We start from the raw sequence: 17,334 nt of genomic DNA, 5'->3' as shown, positions 1-17,334 counted from the left end.
TTATACCATAACTTTACAAATATTATTTGTAAATTCTATCGGATCTTCAATCTGCAGCCCTTCTATGAGCAGCGCCTGGTTATACAGAAGATTTGTGTAAAGAGCTGCCTTTTCCTTATCCTGTTCGAAAGCGGCTTTTAACGACCTGAATACATCATGGTCTGCATTGACTTCCAGGATTTTTTCCGCTTTTACTTCCTGGTTATTCGGCATGGCTCTAAGAATTTTTTCCATTTCAATGGAAACTTCTCCGTCTGCCGTCAAGCAAACCGGATGATTTTTAAGGCGGGTGGAAATCTTTACATCCTTTACTTTACCGGATAAAGTTTCCTTCATATAGTCCAGAAGATCCTTGTTCTCTTTTTCTTCAGCTTCCTTTTTCTCCTGGCTTTCCTCGTCAATGCCCAGATCTCCGCTGGCTACAGATTTAAATTCTTTCTCTTTATAGGACATTAACATTTTAATCGCAAATTCATCCACATCTTCTGTGAAGTATAATATCTCATACCCCTTGTCCGCCACAAGCTCGGTCTGCGGCATCCTGGCAATTCTTTCATTCGTTTCTCCGGTCGCATAGTAAATATATTTCTGGTCTTCCGGCATTCTGGATACATATTCATCGAGTGTAACCAGCTTCTCTTCTTTGGAAGAATAGAACAATAACAGATCCTTCAATACATCCTTATCCTGCCCGAAATTATTGTACACTCCGAACTTCAGCTGGCGGCCAAATGAATGATAGAACAGCTCGTACTTCTCTCTATCGTTCTTTAAAAAACTCTCCAATTCACGTTTGATTTTGTTTTGGATATTTTTCGCGATAAACTTCAACTGCCGGTCCTGCTGTAAAATTTCCCTTGAAATGTTCAATGACAAATCTTCAGAGTCAACCATCCCTTTAACAAAGCTGAAATAATCAGGGAGCAAATCTGCACATTTTTCCATGATAAGAACTCCGCTGGAGTACAGTTCAAGCCCTTTTTCAAATTCTTTCGAGTAATAATCAAAAGGAATATTTTCAGGGATGAAGAGGATTGCATTATATCTGACGGTTCCATCGACTTTGATATGGATATGTTTTAGCGGTTTGTCAAAGCCGTAATGTTTTTCCTGATAAAAGTTCACGTAATCTTCGTCAGTCAATTCGCTTTTGTTTTTTCGCCAAATGGGAACCATACTGTTGATCGTCTGTTCCTCTTTGTATTCCTCAAATTCATTCTCGCTTCCTTCTTTCAGCCTGCTTTCGGTGACTTCCATCTTGATTGGATAGCGGATGAAATCAGAGTATTTTTTAATAATGGACCTTAAGCGGTATTCCTCTAAATAATCATCATAACTTTCATCGTCGGTGTTTTCCTTAATCGTTAAAATAATTTCAGTTCCCACATTCTCTTTTTCACAAGGCTCAATTGAGTAGCCCTCCGCGCCGGTTGATTCCCATTTGTACGCCTGTCCGCTTCCAAACGCCTTTGTCAAAACCGTCACCTTGTCCGCCACCATAAAAGCTGAATAAAAACCGACGCCGAACTGACCGATAATGTCATGCCCATCTTTTAACTCATTCTCATTTTTAAAGGCTAGCGAGCCACTCTTGGCAATGACACCGAGATTGTTTTCTAGCTCTTCCTCTGTCATTCCGATCCCGGTATCCATAATTTTCAAGGTCCGACTCTCTTTGTCGACATCAATTTTTATGTAATAGTCCTCACGGTTAAACGTCAAAGATTCATCTGTAAGTGCCTTATAATACATTTTGTCGATCGCATCACTTGCGTTGGAAATCAATTCCCGCAAAAAGATTTCTCGATTGGAGTAAATGGAGTTAATCATCATATCAAGCAGTCTTTTGGACTCCGCTTTAAAAGCCTGTTTTGCCATCTGAAAATCCCCTTTCCATTATTCGTTGGCACTCTAACCGAATGAGTGCTAGTAACTAATTTAATAACATACAGGATAAAAGCATGTCAATACAAATACAAAGGAGCAGCCTACGCCGCTCCTTTTAAATCTATTATTTCAAGCTTCCAAAATGCGGTCCTGTCCCCTGCTCTTCTTTCCAGTTGAGAAGTTGTGATACCGTGACAAATTGGTAGCCTTCCTGCTCCAACTGAGTCAAAAGATTCGGCAATGAATCTCCTGTTGAAGGATGGATGTCGTGCATAAGAACAATGCCCCCCGGAGCCACGCTGCTTTCGACTTTCTTCTTCACTGAAAAAGCATTTCGTATCTTCCAATCCAAAGAATCCACAGACCATAGAATGATAGAATCGCCGTTTTCTTTTGAGTATTCCACAAAATGATCATTATAGGCGCCATAGGGAGGACGCAGCAGATGAGGTGTTATTCCTGTTGCCTCCGCAATCTTATCCTTTGTATAGTCCATTTCTTCCTTTATTTTCTTGGGACCCAATTTTGATAGATTTGGGTGGCTTTTTGAGTGATTCCCAATTTCATGCCCTTCTTCCGCCACCTTCCGGGCCAGCTCCGGATAATAATCCACTTGGTTTCCAAGCATAAAGAAAGTCGCTTTTGCATTGTGTTCCTTCAATGCTTTCAGTATTCTAGGTGTTACATCTGGACTTGGACCATCATCGAATGTCAGCGCTACATATTTTCCATTCGGGTCCAATTTCAATTGTTCCTGCTGAATGATTTTCTCTTTTTCTAGCTTTTGCTCTTTCGGCATTTTTAAAAATGAATCAACGTCTTTTTGGAGATAAATATACATCTTTTTAACGGGGACATCGATTTCAATAGCACCAGCCGCTCCTGCGGCAATTTTGTATTCATCTATGTATAAGGAAAAGTTCTTCCGATCGATAGACCATTCCCAGTCCTCCGGATGCTTCACCCACTGATTAAATTCTTCAACCAGCAAATATGACTGGATGTCCTTATTATTATGTAATTCTTCCCATACAATCTTTTGAATACCTTCCATGTTATCTTTATTCAAATCCAAAATATCGCCGATTTCAAGAAAGCGGTCATTTACTATATCGATATTGAAGACTTTCACCTTATTCTGCCCGTTTGCCCCACCATTTATCATATATGTACGAAAAACAAGACTGTAATAATCTTCCGTGATTCTGTGGGTCTCCATCTGGATGTTGAGATCGGCGCGCATCCCGTCTGTCTGCACTTCTTTGTTATCCTCGGCTTCTTTTACAAATTTCTCTTTCTGGTCCTTGATCCATTTATTAATAGATTTATTTACTTTCTCACTATCTATATCTGGTTCATTGATGGAATATGTATATTCATCCGTCTGCTTTGTCACAGTTTTCAGGTTGATTTTTGGATATTTGCTGATCACTTTCTCTTCTTGAATTTCTTCCTGACTTTTCGCCTTGATTGAGACATTTATCAGCCTATCTATTCCGCCGATTATTAGGAAAATCACCAAAAACAAAAGAATCCACCCAGGTAATTTAATCCGTCCAGACAATTGAAAAACTTCCTTTTTTATAAAGTTTGCCAGATAAAAACTTCGAATCTGCCACTCTCTCAATTTTACACCGGGGTTTCAAATATTACAATTGGATTACAATGATTTCCAGCAAAAAAAACAACCCCTTATAGAAAGTGGGTTGTTATACGTATTTCATCATTCGAGGAGAAAAAACACATAATCCGTGGGAACACCTCGTTCACCTTGTTGATGAAGCATCGCAGACACATTTCCGCGATGATACGTCCCATGATTAACTACATGCTGAATAAGATCTGCAAGTACGAACTCACATCGTCCATATTTTGGATGCTCGGCTACAATAACCCGCTCCAGGTCTTTTTGTTCACTAAAAAAATCGTAAAACTCTTTTGAGAGTTCCTCATAGAACACTTCAAGTTCTTCTATTGCGGCACCTGATAATTCCGGCTTTCGCCGTTCTACTTCCTTCATAGTTTCTTGAGAGCTTTTTCCTTTCATCGTCCCTAGCCAAATAATGTCTACTATATAAAGATGGACAAGGACGTCATGGATTGATGGGAAGACACTTTTAAGTGTTTCTTTATAAATCTTTTCGGGCATTTGTTCCAAGTGCTCAATCACTTGTTGATTAGCCCAGACATGATAATCGTACAATGTTTTCGTCCGATGATTTTCCATGAATTACTCCTTATTAATATATTATATTTCAACCGCTTGATTCATATACCTGTATATCAAAATTCAGATTTCTATTTTAACGCATTATAAGCATTTAAGTGTCCGGATCCAAAGTTCTTTTTATCCGTACCTTTTACGGGGTCAACGGCTGTTTTATACAGCAGGTCTTCCAATTTTTTCGGAGGCATTTTTCCATGTTTGTCGATTAGCAGAGCGGCGACGGCAGATACTTTCGGAGTAGCCATGGATGTGCCTATGGACCAATAGTATGAGCCATCATTACTTGTACTTAAGTTGAACTCTTGTTCAAATAAACGATTGTTTATATATTCTTCAAATCTGCCTTCTTCCGTATATTGATCATACATTCTGGCATCACCGCCTACTGCGGCAATGTCTATAAAACCAGGCCCGTAGTTTGAATAGTTTGCCAGAACATCTTTCGGCCCGGTGGCTGAAACCGTCACGACCCCCGGAATGGTTCCCGGCACTTCAAACCCTGCACCAACCGCATAAAGTCCGGATTCAGCAAGTTCAAGATTGATATAATCCATGACTTCTTTTTTATTCGTTGCATTCAAATTCTCATTCCCTGCTGCCACAACAACAAGAGATCCTTTATTGGTTGCATAATCGATGGCACGCTTGTATGCTTTGAAATCAGCAACGCCATTTCCGAGATTTTCTTTTTTTCCTGTTTCCGGATCAACATAAAAAACCTGTCCCTTGACATCAAATCCTCCTAAACTCATGGAAATGACGTCCACTCCATCATTGGCCGCAGCAACCATTGCGGAAACGATCCAAGAGGTCTCAGCCGCACTTGTTCCAAATACACGATAAGCCCGGATGCCTGTATCCGGAGCAACACCGAGCATTCCCCCATTCGCGGCGATGGATCCAGCCACATGGCTTCCATGCCCGTGGAGGTCATCGAATGCGTTTGGATCCCCGTTTTCATACGGCTCCTCACCCTGGTATCCTCCAGGCGGAACAAAGTTTTTAGACCCGGGCATCAGGTTTTTCACCAAATCCGGATGATCCCGGTCGATTCCTGTATCTACAATTCCGACAATAACATCATGGGAGCCTGTACCAAGCTTATAGCTTTCACCATTATTAGTGATGCGCCGGATATCCCATTGCATATCCCAAAGCGGTGTTTTTTCGGGATTTATACCGCTCTCTTTAATATTATGAGACTTTGGCAAATTCCAGGAGACCGAAGGATTGGCTGAACTGACACCTGACATGCCTTTTAATTTTCCATACGCCTTCGATGGAACCTTCACTTGAGCAAACCCGATTTCCGGGACTGTAAAAGTCACTTCTCCACCCATGTTTTTTACCTGTTGTTCAAGTGTCGAAGGAATGGCATTTTTGTCAAACAGGATTGAATAGTGCTGCTCTTTCGGGCTGCTCGCTTCTGCGTGGCTCAAGATCGGCAGGAAACCCAGTAAAAGAATGAATCCGGCAATAATGGCAAAGAATTTTTTCATTGTGGCCCTCCTTGACGAATTTTTCGAAAATTTCTTCTTAAAATAACTTTTCGCCAAGAGATTGAGATTTTCCTTTGATTCTTTTGACCCAAGTTGTTATTCTCGCAGAATATTTCTATTTGGATTCCTCTTCTTTCTCAATCAAACTGAAAGCTGTTAGCTTTATATGCTCGTCATGGCCATCATCACACAAGCTTTCTAAACCTTGAATGATATCAAAGCAAATCAGATCCGCAAACTATTTGCTAAGGGTGACACCTTCAATGTTGTTCTGCACTTTCTTATTGCGAGGAAAACCAATCCATTCTTCCTCAAATCTCTATGCTAAACAACATTTATTAATTCAAAAATAAATCAAAATTTAAATTTGCATCAAATTTTCTTGAATTAATTCAATTTCGAATCAAAAAGTACTGTATACAGTACTTTTTCAAATGAATATTTGGCATTATTCTTGCAACTTAGTATTACTATATGAAAATTTAAAAATTGTCAAAAAGGAGGTTTACATAAAATTTTCTGGAAATCCGCCCCGTGTGTGGTGACTACATGTTTATGAGATGAGAAAAGATAATGTTGATATTGTTGGAGTAGCCGTTCCATTTAACACCGCGCTTCAAATCAAGCAGGTTAACGGAATAGTCGTAATTTAGTAGATGTATCGATGTCCTTTTATCAAAGAGCACTCAAAACAACACACGTTTCTTTATTGTTTAGAATGATTGCGCTTTCTAAATTGGAGGAACAGGGAGGATTTCTCATTAAACACATGCTAGCTAAAATCACTCTATCATTTTTAATATTCAAATATGATTTGTTGATTAAAGGGAGGATTCTATTTTGAAAAAGGCAAATATCGCGTTGGCTCAACTCATTTGTGAAGACGGGAATGTTGGGAACAATCTTGCTCGTTTGGATCAAGTCGTTGATAAATATGGTCATTCTCACGATCTTATCATGTTTCCAGAGACATTTATTGCGGGATTTCCTCCGCCGGAGGTTTGCCGTGAATTGGCCGAGCCATTAGATGGACCTATTATGAACCATTTGGAACGTAAGGCGAGGGAAGCCAATACCTCAATTGTAGTTGGTTTATATGAAAAAGAGAGAGAAAACATTTATAACACAACGGTTTTGGTAGGACCGACAGGATTGTTGCTTTCTTATCGCAAGACTCATTTGTGGGCAGGGGAAGAGAAAGCAGTTAAAGCCGGGGAGTATTTTCGGAGCCGCAACTGGCAAGGCACAAAAGTCGGGATACTCATTTGCTACGATATAGAATATCCGGAAACCGCCCGTGCAGTTGCCAGTATGGGAACAGAGTTATTGCTGGTAACAGATGGAAATTGGGACGGCCCGGTGCACCGCGTCGCTGTTCAAGCCAGAGCACAAGAGAATCAAATGTTTGTCGCTTTGACGAATCGACTTGGACAGCTCGAGGATGAGGATATTACGTTTTGTGGGGAAAGCGTTATTGTCGATCCATATGGACGGATCATTGCTGAAGCGGGACGTGAAGAAGAGGTGTTATCAGCATCACTGGACTTGTCTCTTATTCAGAAAAGTAAACAACAATACGACTATCTGAAAGAGCGCAGGGTGCTATTAAATACACCTTCAAAGGAAATTGAAAAGGGAGTTTGGGAAATTAGAATCTAATCATGTGGATTGTTTGTCTAAAGGCATGAGCAGCAATGGAATCAAATGCGTAATAACATGAATGTAAATCTTGAATATGTCAAACATTACGAGATAGATATCGATTGGTAAGCTTTATGTGTCAGGACCGAAACAATTCAGAGATGGAGTCATTACCGCTCGTACAGCATACCAGATTAACTGGATACGGGCGGGTGACCCACCCTTCTCTCCTGGACCATAAGAAAAAACGACATATGCCTGAAGATAAACGAAACGATAGTTTAAAAAGAAGATAGAAAATTCCTGAAAGGGGGAATGAATCGTGAATCATACAAACTCACCAACTCTTAAACGTTCTCTTTCGTTAAAATATGTTGTGTTTTTTGGTTTAGCTTTTATGGCCCCAACAACTTTATTTGCAACATATGGAGTAGCTGTTCAGAGCACAAATGGGATGATTTCAACAGCTTATATGATTGCCTTGCTTGTTATGTTATTTACAGCCTATAGCTATGCTCAAATGGTGAAAGCCTTTCCGACTGCAGGCGGTGCTTATACGTTTACGCAAAAATCCTTTAGTCCGCATGTTGGGTTTATGGTAGGTTGGACAATATTATTGGATTATGTATTTAGTCCAATGATAACTTCTTTATTCCTGGGAATAGCTATGAGGGCGTATTTTCCTTCTATTCCTATGTACATTTGGATTATTCTCTTTATCATTATCATAACGACCGTAAATATTCTTGGGATCACCTTAGCGGCAAAATTTAATACAGGTGTTCTGTTATTGCAGTTTGGATCATTCATCCTTTTCATCCTATTTTCAATTAAGGGTCTTCTAAATGGCCAAGGAGCTGGCACAATCCTTTCTGTACTTCCGTTTATTGATTCAAATTCTGATATGCCGGAAATCATGTCTATCATACCTGTTTTATGTTTTTCTTTTTTAGGGTTTGATGCTGTGACCACTCTGGCGGAGGAAACGAAAAATCCAGAAAAATCTATACCCAAAGCCATTTATCTTATTACAATCATTGGTGGGGTGCTGTATATTCTTGGCTCTTATTTTTTACAGCTTGCCTGGCCGGAATACCAAACTTTTAATGACCCTGAAGCTTCTTATATAGAAATTGGTATGTACATCGGAGGTAATTTCTTGGTAAGTTATATGCTTGCAGAAGGAACCATTACATGCTTCGGATCGGCTATTGCATCAGGGGCAAGTGCATCCCGTATTTTATATGCAATGGGACGTGACGGTGTACTCCCTGCCAAAATATTTGGGTATCTTTCGCCAAAGTATCGTACACCTGTATTTAACCTATTAATTATAGGATCCATTGCTTTTTGTTCACTTTTCTTAAGTCTTACACTAGCCGTATCTCTCATCAATTTTGGTGCACTGCTTACTTTTACCCTTGTTAATCTTTCTGTAATCGCGCACTATTATTTCCGAAAAAATCAGAGATCCATTATGGGGACGATTCGGTATCTTATTATTCCGTTAATTGGCGCTTCGCTTACAGGCTTATTCTTTTTAAAATTGGATAGTCATTCACTTATTGTAGGTGGAATTTGGTTTGCGTTAGGATTTATATACCTTTTAAACCTTACAAAAATGTTTAGGCAGCCCCCGCCCGAGCTTAATTTTGAGGAGGCCCAATAAATAGAGCAGTCAGATTTTTATCCATGGACATTTTCTATGAATTCAAATTGTGAGGTTTTTGCTTAAATGATAGATTAAAATAAAAAGCGGGTTTTTCCTTACTGGAAAAATCAGCTTTTTTATTCAAAAAGTGCTCAATAGATGACCTGAAAATACAAGCGAGTGTTTTATATAATGAATAACAAAAGAACTAAAGCAACGAATAATAACTTTTCAGTTAACCTTTTTCATAAATGGGAGTGATGCATCTTAAATAGGAAGTGTGGGTATCATAAAAAGCTCTCTTCATCCAGCACTTGACATTCTTTACTGGAGTATGGCTTGATTTCCATAGGGGGGCCTCACTCCCCTAAAAGTAATCCTTTTTTATATGGACCCTGAAAGCTTTTATAAAAGATTCCGGTGATGAAGGGACGTTGTACGAAAATATTCCCCTGCTCGTATGTACATATAACCACCCACCTTCATCCCCTATTCTCCGGTATGATAAATCGGATATATCCTTGTTACAGAAGACTCGGTGCTTTGTAATGAGACGGTCATGATAAAGATATATTCTCCGCTCTTCCTCCCTGCAGATAATTTCAGCGTCAACAATTTGTCTATGAACTTTTATGTATGGCTGAACGGCCAGCAAGCGCATGAAAAACCTCCAATATATCAAGATTATCTTTCATTTTGATACTATCTTTATTTATTGTCAAAAAAACCTCAAAGAGAAGTGCTCTTTGAGGTTAAGTTCTTAGGGCCTTACAAAATTAACTTTTTCTTCCGACTCCAGATTTACAGTCGTTTCACTTGGTTTTGTTTCTGAGATGATATGGCCATTTCGAATAGAGTACCTTACAACTGCCTGTCTGCGAATGGCTTCGTATTCATTCTCAGCGGAAAGGACAATCAAATTGGCAGGCTTGCCTTTTTCGATTCCGTAACTGTCAACAATATTCAACGTCTTGGCACTGTTGACTGTAATTAAATCAATAGAATTGACAATTTGTTCATAGCCCATTAACTGCGAAGCATGGATGCCCATGTGAAGTACTTGAAGCATATTTCCCGTACCAAGCGGATACCATGGATCGAAAATATCATCATGCCCAAAGCAGACGTTCATCCCTGCTTCCAACAACTCTTTTACGCGTGTTAACCCTCTTCTTTTCGGATACGTATCGAACCTTCCCTGAAGATGGATATTAACAAGCGGATTGGACACAAAGTTGATGTCCGATAATTTTAAAAGCCTAAACAGTTTGTACGTATAGGCATCGTTATAGGACCCCATCGCTGTCGTATGGCTTGCGGTTACCCGGCTGCCGAGTCCCCTTTCATAACCTTCAGAAGCGACCACTTCGACAAAACGGGACTGCTCATCATCGATCTCATCGCAATGAATATCAACAAGGCGGTCATATTTTTCCGCAAGATCAAATGCTGCCTTTAATGAATTGACTCCGTATTCCCTTGTGAATTCAAAATGGGGGATCCCACCGACCACATCAGCACCCATTTTCAGAGATTCTTCAAGAAGCTCTACTCCATTAGGATAAGAAAGAATCCCTTCTTGAGGAAAAGCGACAAGCTGCACGTCCACATAAGGAGACATTTCCTCTTTCACTTCAATCATGGCCTTCATTGCAGTTAAATCAGGGTCTGTCACGTCCACATGTGTCCGGACATGTTGAATCCCCTGGGCAATCTGCCATTTCAGCGCAGTTTTTGCCCTTGTTTTCACGTCTTCCAGTGTCAAGCTTTCTTTTCTTTGCGACCATCTTTGGATGCCTTCAAATAACGTACCACTTTGATTCCATTCCGGCTCCCCTGCTGTCAACGTTGTGTCCAGGTGAATATGGGGCTCGATAAAAGGGGGAAGGACAAGAGAGCCCTTCACATTTATTACCTCTTGATCTGTTTGTTCAATAGCACCTTGTGAAATATCGAGAATTTTACCGTCGTGAATGACAATGTTCCAGAGACCGTCTTTGCCCCGTAAGTTTGCATCTTGAATAATCATCGATCAGCTCACCTTTTCTTTAACGATTATTTCTGTTTCTTTTTTTTTGCCAAATAGCTTAGATAGAACAACAAATACAATGACTGAACTTAGCAGAGAGTTAACCGGCGGGATGCCAGGAGCAAGTTCCGCAACAGCTACACCAGCCCCCCAAGCAACAATGGCTATCCAATTAACTGTTTTAAAAGTCATTTCTTCAAACCTTTTGTACCTGTTTCGGTTCACGATGAAAAAGTCTGCCAGTATGATCGCACCGATTGAAGGCAATGTTGAGCCCAAAATCGTCAACCAGTCAACAAAGTTATTGTACAGCCACATTGCCAGTACCGTCCCGATAATACCATTGAAGATGACGACTTTGCTTCTTGGAATTTTTGTGATGTTGGAAAACCCCAGCCCTGATGCATACAATGCATTGTCGTTCGTTGTCCATATATTCAATCCTAGCACAATTATCGCTGGAACTATTAAATTTTGAAGGAACATAACCTCTGAGATATCTGATTGCCCTGTTGCTATCGCACCAACGGCACCGAAAAGGAACATGAGGGAATTCCCGATAAAGAAAGCAATGACGGTTGAAACCACTGCGGAACGCTTTGTTCTTGCAAACCTAGTAAAATCAGGCGTCAAGGTTCCGGCACTAATGAATGAACCTACACAAATAGTCAGAGCGGCTGCGAAGCCTATTGCTTCCGTTGGCTGGTACTCGAACAATCCCTGCATGCCGCCTACCGACTCTGTCGCTTTAAAAACAGAGAAGCTTCCAAGAATCGTAATGAGTGGAACAGCCACAAAACCGAGAATCGTCAAGGCCTTCATGCCAAAAAACGCTGTGATTGTCATCAATATACCTGCAATTCCGATCAACAGATACGTATCCAGGCCAGTCACCTTCTGAACAGGGACTGCAAACATCGCTACCCCGACACCAAACCAGCCAACCTGCGTTGCACCTAGTAAAAATGATGGTAAATATGACCCTTTTTCTCCAAATGCGTAACGTGCCAGCAAGTGAGTAGATAAACCAGTTTTTGCCGCAATATACGAAAGCGCTCCTGTGTAGGCCCCAAGGATCAAGTTCCCGGCTAGAGTAATCCCTATAAACTGCATGAACGTCAAGCCTTTTCCAAGAGTTCCTCCTGACCACATGCTGGCGGAGAAAAAGGTGAGCCCTAACATGACGACCAAAATCTGCCAAAAATTATTACGGTGTGATTGAGGGACTGCCTCCAATGAAAAATCCTTATCTATTTTTCCCATCCAAATTCCTCCAATATTAATGATTTGGACTGGTACCAAGAAATGCAGAAGCTCCTTGAGTAGTGCGGGCAAGCAAGACAGTTCCCAACAAGGCCGAGAAAACACAGGTAGCGGCTTGTGTTCTAGAAAGATTAAGAACTGAACCCTGCACGTAACGAAAGACTCCTCAGGGATGGAAAAAGAAAAAGGCTTCCTGCCGTTTTTCCGACAAGAAGCCTGTCTCCATACAGAACCATGAACGAAAAATCACATTCTTCGCGCACTGCTCCGTATATCCGATGTCCTTGTCAGCCTCACGGGACTGAATTAAAGGTACCAGTATGAAACTGGTTATATTATTTCAAAAAGACATAAAGGAGTCAACACCAAAAATCAGGAAATTTTCCCATGGGACTTCAATTCAGCTACAATATTTATATAAAATCAAAAAGAACGGTGATTCCCATGTTTAAAATCTTTCTCATAGAAGATGACGCAACTTTATTCAATGAAATCAAAGAACGGCTTTCGCAGTGGTCCTATGATGTATACGGCGTAAAAGACTTTGGCCAGGTACTTCAGGAATTCACAACCGTTAAGCCTGATTTAGTTGTTATCGATATTCAACTTCCAAAATTTGACGGTTTCCATTGGTGCCGGATGATCCGCTCCCATTCCAACGTGCCGATCATATTTTTATCTTCCCGCGACCATCCGACTGACATGGTGATGTCGATGCAGCTGGGTGCCGATGACTTTATCCAAAAGCCTTTCCACTTTGACGTGTTGATCGCAAAGATACAGGCCATTCTCCGAAGAGTCTATAACTATAATACCGAGTCTTTAGATATGAAAAGCTGGTGCGGAGCTACAGTCGATTATACAAAAAATACTGTTACTAATGATAAAGGTGCAGTTGAATTGACAAAGAACGAAATGTTTATCCTGAAGGCTCTCATTGAAAGGAAAAATAACATTGTCAGCCGCTCTGATCTGATCAAAAGCTTATGGGATGACGAAAGGTTTGTCAGCGATAACACGCTGACGGTCAATGTGAACCGTTTAAGAAAAAGCCTTGAGAAAATTGGTCTAGGAAAATTTATTGAAACAAAAGTAGGCCAAGGCTATATTGCAAGAGAAGAGGATCTGTAAATGCTTAAAATATTTATGATTGAACGGCGCAGCTGGATTTTGCTCTTTTTATTTATGCAGGTCCTACTTCTTTTTATCGCGTATATTGATTCAGCCATCCCAGTCAAGTCTATCGCGTATATCGCTTTTCTATCTTTTATGATCTTCATTATCTTTTTGGCAGTCCGCTACAATAAAGAAACGGCTTTTTACAGAAGTCTGGAATATTGGGAAAGCAGCCTTGATTTATCAGGTATCACAGATGCCCAATCCCCTTTTGAAAAAATAGTGGCTGCTAGCATAACCGACCAAACAAATAAACTGAAACGGATGGCAACTGAAAACCGGATGGCTCTGGAGCAGGAAAGGGATGATTTATTATCCTGGATTCATGAAGTGAAGACTCCATTGACAGCCATGAATTTGATGATTGAAAGGATAGAAGACGAAAAGATCAAGGCACAGTTGACTTATGAATGGCTGCGAATTCATCTTTTGCTCGATCAGCAGCTTCATCAAAAGAGGATTTCGTTCATTGAAAATGATCTTCATGTTGAAAAGGTTGCCTTGGAGCCATTGATTTTTAAAGAAATTAAAAACCTTCAGTCGTGGTGCATGCAAAAAGGCATCGGTTTTGAAGTGGATCTCGAAGCGTCAGAGGTCCTTAGCGACGAAAAATGGCTCGGATTCATCATAAGGCAGCTGCTGACGAATGCAGTAAAATACAGCGAAGCTGACGAAATTATCATTGGGAGCACGGAGCAAAGCGGTCAAACTGTCCTGCAAGTTCGCGATTTCGGCCGAGGTATCGATCCAAAGGACCTGCCCCGCATCTTTGACAAAGGTTTTACATCAACGGTGAATCCGGACCAAGCAGCGACAGGTATGGGGCTATATTTGGCCAAAAAAGCGGCCGATTCCCTGCTGATCAAAACCCATGTAAAATCGATACCCGGTGCAGGAACGACGTTTACCCTCATTTTTCCAAAACCAAATGAATTTGTGAATCTCACACGCATGTGACATGATTGTCACATGCTTTTCTCATTTGTTCGTCCAATCGAAGGAAAAATTCAAAAAATCCTTTTATGATGAGATTATCAAAGAAAAGCGATAGCGTCTGTAATCGACGTACAGACTGAAAAGACTTCGAAGAGAAAAGTAAGCGCGATGGGGCAAAGGCGAACGGATGTAGGAAAGCCACTACTTGAATAATCTCATGTGTAGCTTTCTGTGAAGCTGTGATGAGTCCTCACGTGAAGTCTACTAGTCGATAGGCGCCAAAGCTGGACATAGATAATAAAGGAGTGAACAAAAAATGAGCATTCTAGAAGCACAAAAAATTTATAAAAGCTATGGGAATAAATTCAATAGACAAGAAGTTTTAAAAGGAATAGACATCCAAGTGGAAGAGGGCGATTTTGTCAGCATCATGGGTGCTTCCGGATCTGGAAAAACCACATTGCTGAATGTCCTTTCCTCAATCGACAAAGTGAGCCAGGGCATGATTAAAATTAACGGGAAAGATATTGTCGGTATGAAGGAAAAACAGCTTGCTGAATTCCGGAAAAATCATCTCGGATTTATTTTTCAGGATTATAATCTCCTTGACACATTGACCGTGAAAGAAAACATTCTTCTCCCATTATCAATTACAAAGACGCCCAAAAAGGAAGCCGAGAAAAAGTTTCATCAGTTGGCAACTGAACTTGGCATCGCAGAAATAAAAGACAAATACCCGAATGAAATCTCCGGAGGGCAAAAGCAGCGGACTTCAGCAGCACGGGCTTTCATTCATAATCCGAGCATCATTTTTGCCGACGAACCGACGGGTGCACTTGATTCCAAATCTGCTTCGGACCTTTTAAACAAATTGAGCGGCTTAAACGAAAAGCTAGGAGCGACAATTATAATGGTCACGCATGATCCGGTGGCAGCAAGCTTCTCGCGCAGAGTGATTTTTATCAAAGACGGACAAATGTATACACAGTTGAACAAAGGTGAAGAAACGAGGCAGACGTTCCTGAAGGATATCATGAAAACTCAAGGCGTACTGGGCGGTGTCCACGATGAACGTTAATCAGATCATTTTCCGCAACTTGAAAAAGAACATAAAGAATTACTATCTCTATGTTTTTGCTTTGATTTTCAGTGTCGCCCTTTATTTCGCTTTTGTCACTTTGCAATATGACCCTTCGATGGATGAAGTAAAAGGCTCCATTAAGGGCGGAGCCGGTATCAGAGCTGCTGCCGTCATGCTCGTCGCCATTGTTTCCGTCTTTCTTTTATATGCCAATCAGCTTTTTATTAAAAGAAGAAGCAAAGAAATAGGCCTTTTTCAACTGATTGGAATGACAAAAAACGGGATTTTCCGGCTTCTTAGTGCGGAAAACTCTATTCTTTACTTCTGTTCCCTTTTTGTTGGTATATTTATCGGATTCTCCGCTTCGAAGTTGATCACTATGATTTTTTATAAAGTGACCGGCGTAGACGAGGTTGCCACTTTGACATTTTCATCAAAGGCACTGATCCAGACAGTGATTGTCTTTTCTGTCATCTATCTTTTCATCCTGTTAATGAATTTCTTTTTTATCAAGAGGCAGACAATCCTTTCATTATTCCGCGTGCTTTCTTCCACCGAATCAAAAGTGAAGAAGCTGTCCAAACTTCAAGTGGTCATCGGGATCCTAGGAATCATTTTCATTATCACAGGCTACTATGTATCTTCAAAACTGTTTAGCGGTGATTTTACAACTATGCCGCAATTATTCGGGGCCATGCTGTTTATTCTTGGTTCCGTCATAATTGGAACATACCTTTTTTACAAAGGCTCGGTCAGTTTCCTCTTCCATCTCATCCGGAAAAGGAAAAACGGCTATTTGAATATTAACGAAGTCCTTTCGCTTTCTTCCATCATGTTCCGGATGAAATCAAATGCGTTGCTGCTCACCGTCATTACGACAGTTTCAGCTTTGGCAGTAGGACTCTTGTCTCTCAGCTACATTTCGTACTATTCGGTGGAGAAATCGGCCCGGGGCAATGTACCTGCGCATTTCACCTTGACGGATGTAAAAGATGCGGATGAACTGAAAGACTCTTTTAAAAGAAATCAAATTGCCTACAGTGAAACAAAAATCAACGTTATCCAAGTGGAAGCCAATATAAAAGAGATTCTGGACAGTGATCCGGAAGGAATGAATTTTGATCCCAATATCATGCAAATAGCTGTTGTCAGTGACAAGGACATTGATGGTGTCGATGTTTCTCCTGACGATACGATATTTACTGGATATTCCGATGTAATGCAGAAGTTTATTTCATTTAAAGATCGAGGGACAGTCAAATGGAAAACACAAAACGGAACAATTATGCAAAATTATAAAGGCATGCGGAAGGAACAGGTCATTTCCTGGACTTTTACCAGCGGCGGACTTCCAGTTGCCATTGTAGACGATACTGTGTTTAACCGTCTAAAGAAAGATTTAAATCCTAAGATTCAGAAGGAGCCTATTTACATCGGAATTGACATTAAGGATGAAAAAGAACTTGGAAAAGCAAACGACATCTTTAACACTCTTAATTTTAACGAGGTCTGGACATACAATTCCCTTTATGAAATGATCAACTCCCAAAAGCAATTATACGGCCTTACCATGTTTATCGTCGGCTTCTTGGGACTTACCTTCTTGATTACATCAGGATGTATCCTTTATTTTAAACAGATGGATGAGAGTGAGGATGAAAAACCGAACTACACCATTTTACGGAAGCTCGGATACACACAGGGTGACCTGTTGCGGGGCATCCAGGCGAAACAATTGTTCAACTTCGGCATCCCGCTTGGAATCGGATTGCTCCATGGCTATTTCGCAGTTAAATCCGGGTGGTTCTTTTTCGGGACGGAGCTGTGGACGCCAATGTTTATCGTCATGCTGCTTTACACAGCGTTGTACTCTATTTTTGGACTGCTGTCCGTCCTTTATTATAAAAAAGTGATTAAAGACGCACTGTAAACAAACCCCCGCCA

Annotated in this window: 12 protein-coding genes; 6 read left to right on the top strand and 6 right to left on the bottom strand. The window is 40.6% G+C overall.

Features of this window, described 5'->3' with window-relative positions:
- The 4 genes from htpG to C509_RS0115430 all read right to left on the bottom strand — a co-directional run bounded on the left by htpG (window position 1) and on the right by C509_RS0115430 (window position 5,613).
- Window positions 1-1,878: a molecular chaperone HtpG gene (htpG, locus tag C509_RS0115445; protein ID WP_018707833.1), complete on the bottom strand. Its 1,878-nt coding sequence runs from the start codon at window positions 1,876-1,878 to the stop codon at window positions 1-3.
- 133 nt (window positions 1,879-2,011) lie between these two features.
- Complete coding sequence (locus tag C509_RS0115440) at window positions 2,012-3,451, bottom strand: polysaccharide deacetylase family protein (protein WP_018707832.1); 1,440 nt, start codon at window positions 3,449-3,451, stop codon at window positions 2,012-2,014.
- A 159-nt stretch (window positions 3,452-3,610) separates the two neighbouring features.
- Complete coding sequence (locus C509_RS0115435; RefSeq protein WP_018707831.1) at window positions 3,611-4,114, bottom strand: DinB family protein; 504 nt, start codon at window positions 4,112-4,114, stop codon at window positions 3,611-3,613.
- Between the two features lie 71 nt (window positions 4,115-4,185).
- Window positions 4,186-5,613 carry a S8 family peptidase gene (locus C509_RS0115430; RefSeq protein WP_018707830.1) on the bottom strand — a complete coding sequence of 476 codons (1,428 nt, stop codon included), beginning with the start codon at window positions 5,611-5,613 and terminating at the stop codon, window positions 4,186-4,188.
- Between the two features lie 840 nt (window positions 5,614-6,453).
- On the opposite strand from C509_RS0115430, the gene C509_RS24070 reads away from it, so the two are divergent.
- Together C509_RS24070 and C509_RS0115415 are read left to right on the top strand one after the other, a co-directional pair.
- The gene (locus C509_RS24070) at window positions 6,454-7,272 is read left to right on the top strand and encodes a carbon-nitrogen hydrolase family protein (protein ID WP_018707828.1); all 819 of its coding nucleotides are present in this window, start codon (window positions 6,454-6,456) and stop codon (window positions 7,270-7,272) included.
- Window positions 7,273-7,576: 304 nt separating this feature from the next.
- Entirely contained in the window at window positions 7,577-8,923 is a 1,347-nt protein-coding gene (locus tag C509_RS0115415) for an APC family permease (protein WP_018707827.1), read from the top strand.
- Between the two features lie 742 nt (window positions 8,924-9,665).
- Here C509_RS0115415 and C509_RS0115405 read toward each other — a convergent pair.
- Both C509_RS0115405 and codB read right to left on the bottom strand, forming a co-directional pair.
- Window positions 9,666-10,934 (bottom strand): cytosine deaminase, encoded by a 1,269-nt coding sequence (locus C509_RS0115405; protein ID WP_018707825.1) that lies wholly within the window; start codon window positions 10,932-10,934, stop codon window positions 9,666-9,668.
- Window positions 10,935-10,937: 3 nt separating this feature from the next.
- Entirely contained in the window at window positions 10,938-12,197 is a 1,260-nt protein-coding gene (gene codB, locus C509_RS24865; protein ID WP_018707824.1) for a cytosine permease, read from the bottom strand.
- Between the two features lie 444 nt (window positions 12,198-12,641).
- Between codB and C509_RS0115395 the strand changes: the two genes are divergently transcribed.
- From C509_RS0115395 to C509_RS0115380, 4 genes are all read left to right on the top strand, one after another.
- A complete protein-coding gene (locus tag C509_RS0115395; RefSeq protein WP_026319891.1) occupies window positions 12,642-13,328 on the top strand; it encodes a response regulator transcription factor in 687 nt (228 codons plus the stop codon).
- Window positions 13,329-14,330: a sensor histidine kinase gene (locus C509_RS0115390; RefSeq protein WP_018707822.1), complete on the top strand. Its 1,002-nt coding sequence runs from the start codon at window positions 13,329-13,331 to the stop codon at window positions 14,328-14,330. It abuts the gene before it with no gap.
- Between the two features lie 295 nt (window positions 14,331-14,625).
- Window positions 14,626-15,387, top strand: coding sequence for an ABC transporter ATP-binding protein (locus C509_RS0115385; protein WP_018707821.1), 762 nt, complete (start codon window positions 14,626-14,628; stop codon window positions 15,385-15,387).
- Complete coding sequence (locus C509_RS0115380) at window positions 15,377-17,320, top strand: ABC transporter permease (protein ID WP_018707820.1); 1,944 nt, start codon at window positions 15,377-15,379, stop codon at window positions 17,318-17,320. The genes C509_RS0115385 and C509_RS0115380 overlap by 11 nt, the downstream gene beginning before the upstream one ends.
- Window positions 17,321-17,334 lie beyond the last annotated feature (14 nt).

It is taken from the genome of Siminovitchia fordii DSM 16014 = CIP 108821, assembly GCF_000374565.1.
Taxonomy (GTDB): domain Bacteria; phylum Bacillota; class Bacilli; order Bacillales; family Bacillaceae_C; genus Siminovitchia; species Siminovitchia fordii.
The sequence above is the reverse complement of the archived record's forward strand: the minus strand, read 5'-3'. Positions and strand labels throughout refer to the sequence as shown.

Coding starts and splice junctions, on each gene's coding strand:
- htpG (WP_018707833.1), bottom strand. CDS start 1,878: ATGGCAAAACAGGCTTTTAAAGCGGAGTCCAAAAGACTGCTTGATATG.
- C509_RS0115435 (WP_018707831.1), bottom strand. CDS start 4,114: ATGGAAAATCATCGGACGAAAACATTGTACGATTATCATGTCTGGGCT.
- C509_RS0115430 (WP_018707830.1), bottom strand. CDS start 5,613: ATGAAAAAATTCTTTGCCATTATTGCCGGATTCATTCTTTTACTGGGT.
- C509_RS0115405 (WP_018707825.1), bottom strand. CDS start 10,934: ATGATTATTCAAGATGCAAACTTACGGGGCAAAGACGGTCTCTGGAAC.
- codB (WP_018707824.1), bottom strand. CDS start 12,197: ATGGGAAAAATAGATAAGGATTTTTCATTGGAGGCAGTCCCTCAATCA.
- C509_RS0115395 (WP_026319891.1), top strand. CDS start 12,642: ATGTTTAAAATCTTTCTCATAGAAGATGACGCAACTTTATTCAATGAA.
- C509_RS0115390 (WP_018707822.1), top strand. CDS start 13,329: ATGCTTAAAATATTTATGATTGAACGGCGCAGCTGGATTTTGCTCTTT.
- C509_RS0115385 (WP_018707821.1), top strand. CDS start 14,626: ATGAGCATTCTAGAAGCACAAAAAATTTATAAAAGCTATGGGAATAAA.
- C509_RS0115380 (WP_018707820.1), top strand. CDS start 15,377: ATGAACGTTAATCAGATCATTTTCCGCAACTTGAAAAAGAACATAAAG.